Here is a 2505-nt window from a genome sequence, read left to right on the forward strand (position 1 = left end):
TGGGTGAAGCCGACCCGCGGGGCCCCGGGGACCGCCCGGCCCAGCGCCCGCCCCTGCAGCTGGCGGACGACCTCGTGCACCTGGCGCAGTCCGGACGCGCCGATCGGCTCACCGTTGGCGATACATCCGCCGTCGGTGTTGACCGGGAGGCGGCCGTGGGCCTCGGTGGAGCCGTCAGCAAGGAGTTTCTCCTGCTCGCCGTGCCCGCACAGGCCCGTTTCGGCGAGGTGGATGATCTCCGAGCCGCTGTCGGTGTCCTGCAGTTGCGCGACGGCCACCTCGGACGGGTCGACACCGGCGGCGGCGAACGCCGCGGCAGCCGCGTCGATGCTCGGGCTGTGGTACGGATCGGGCGCGAGCCACGGGGAGAACACCTCGAACGATCCGAACCGGCGGGTGCGCAGCGCCACCGACGCGAGCCGCACCGGGCGTTCACACAGGTCACCGGCACGGTCGCCACGGGCGAGGACGAGGGCGACCGCTCCCTCGCTCGGCGAGCAGAACATCGATCGGGTCAGCGGGGCGTTGACCGCCGGCGCGGCGAGTACCTCGTCCTCGGTGAGCGGGGTGCGCCGCCAGGCGGTGGGGCTGGCCTCGCCGTTGCGCAGCGCGCGCACCGCGACCCGGGCCAGTGACCGGTCGGAGACCGCGTGCTCGTACTGGTAACGCCGGGTCTTCATGGCGAAGTACTGGGTGGTGACCATGAGGCCGGTCCGGCCGTACCAGTCCCCGAGCCCGTAGCTGGCCGGGTCGGAGTTGAACGCGCCACGCGGGTGCTTGTCGAACCCGATGACGGTCGCCACGTCGGCGTCCCGGGCCCGCAGCGCGTTCGCCGCGGTCGCCAATGCTACGCCACCAGTGGCACATCCATTGCGTACAGTAACGAACGATAGTCCGGTAAGACCGAGGCGGGAAACGAGGGTGTCGGGCTTGCCGGACACGTTGCTGCCACCGACGGCAAGGTCGACGTCGGGCCAGCCGATGCCTGCGTCGGCAAGCGCGGCCCGGGTTGCGTGCTCGGCCATGACCATCGCGGCAACGCCCTCGTGCCGGCCGAAAGGGTGGATGCCGACCCCGACGACGTAGACGGCGTGGGCGGCATCCCGGTCCCGGTCGGTACTCACGTGTCCGCTCCCGTCTCCCCGAGGCCCGCTGCCGGCTCGAAGGCGTAGGTGACCTCGCCGGTGGCGCCGGTCGGGACGAGGGTGAGCCATACCCGCAGTCCGATGTCGAGCATGGCCGGGTCCCCGACCAGTAGGGACTCGACGAGCACCCCACCAAGATCCACATAGCCGACCGCGTACGGCGCGAAGCCGTCCGGTGGAGCGTGATACGGCGGCTTCGGTTCGAAACCCTGCACGGTCAGCGTCCAGATCGTGCCGGTTTCGGGCAGCGTGACCACGGACATGTCGCTGCCAGCCGCCGAGCACCGGGGGCAGGACGGCCCGACCGGGAAGATCGTCGTTTCGCACCGCCCGCACGTGGCACCTGCCAGCCGCGGTGGGTCCAGCGAGGCGAACAACTCATGATCGATCGGGACGGGACGCGGTGGTACCACTGACGTCATCAGGACTCCCTTTCAGCCTTCAACCCCCACGCCGTCAACCCGCGAGCAACAGCAACGGACGGGCGAGCAACGCCGTGACCGTCCGAAGGTATTCAGCGGCGGGCGCACCGTCGACGGCACGGTGGTCGAAGCTGAGGCTGAGTGTCAGCACCGACGTCCGCCGCGGCGTGTCCCCCTCCCAGCGGACCCCGTCGCGGACCCGCCCGACCCCGAGGATGGCCACGTTCGGCGGATTGATCACCGGGGTGAAGAAGTCCACGCCGTATCCGCCGAGGGAGGTGACCACGAAGGTCGCACCCTCCAGATCTCGCACAGCAAGCTTCTTGTCACGGGCGGCGCCGGCCAGGCGTCTCACCTCGGCCGCAATGTCGAGCAGACCGCGGGTGGCGGCGTCGCGCACGACCGGCACGAGCAGTCCGTCCGGCACGGCCACGGCCACCCCGACGTGGATCTCGGGCAGCAGGTGGATTGCGCCGTCGCGGATGGTGGCGTTGAGCAGCGGATGGTCACCCAGCGCCAATGCCGCAGCGCGCACGACGAAGTCGTTCAGTGATGGCACCCGCGGTTCGCCCGCGGTGGCACCGGTGCCCGTCCACTCCCGCTTGAGCTGGGCACGCAGGGCCACGAGGTCGGTCACATCTGCCTCGTAACCGTGGGTGAGCTGCGCCATCTCCTGCAGGCTGGCATGCATGGTACGGGCGATCGCGCCCCGCATACCGGTCAGCGCGATGACCTGACCCGCCCGTGGGCCGGCCGGTGGCGCTGCCTGCGGTGGGCGTTCATCCCGCGTCCCGGCCGCGGCCGCGGCTGCCGCTGCACGATCCACATCGGCCCGGCGGATGCGGCCTGCGGGTCCGCGCCCGGCAACCGTGGCGAGGTCCACACCGAGGGTCTCCGCGTACCGGCGCACCAGCGGGGTGACGGGCGGCGGGACGACC

Annotated in this window: 3 protein-coding genes; all 3 read right to left on the bottom strand. The window is 71.4% G+C overall.

Going from position 1 to position 2505, the window contains the following annotated elements:
• Nucleotides 1-1031 (bottom strand): thiolase family protein (locus U9980_RS07850; protein WP_416210189.1); only part of this gene is annotated, 1031 nt, incomplete at its 3' end.
• Nucleotides 1032-1120: 89 nt separating this feature from the next.
• Complete coding sequence (locus U9980_RS07855; RefSeq protein WP_322767329.1) at nucleotides 1121-1567, bottom strand: Zn-ribbon domain-containing OB-fold protein; 447 nt, start codon at nucleotides 1565-1567, stop codon at nucleotides 1121-1123.
• A gap of 34 nt (nucleotides 1568-1601) precedes the next feature.
• On the bottom strand, nucleotides 1602-2505 hold a 904-nt coding region (locus U9980_RS07860; RefSeq protein WP_322767330.1), incomplete at its 5' end, for a dihydrolipoamide acetyltransferase family protein.

Source organism: Protofrankia sp. Cr1, assembly GCF_963555865.1.
GTDB lineage: Bacteria > Actinomycetota > Actinomycetes > Frankiales > Frankiaceae > Protofrankia.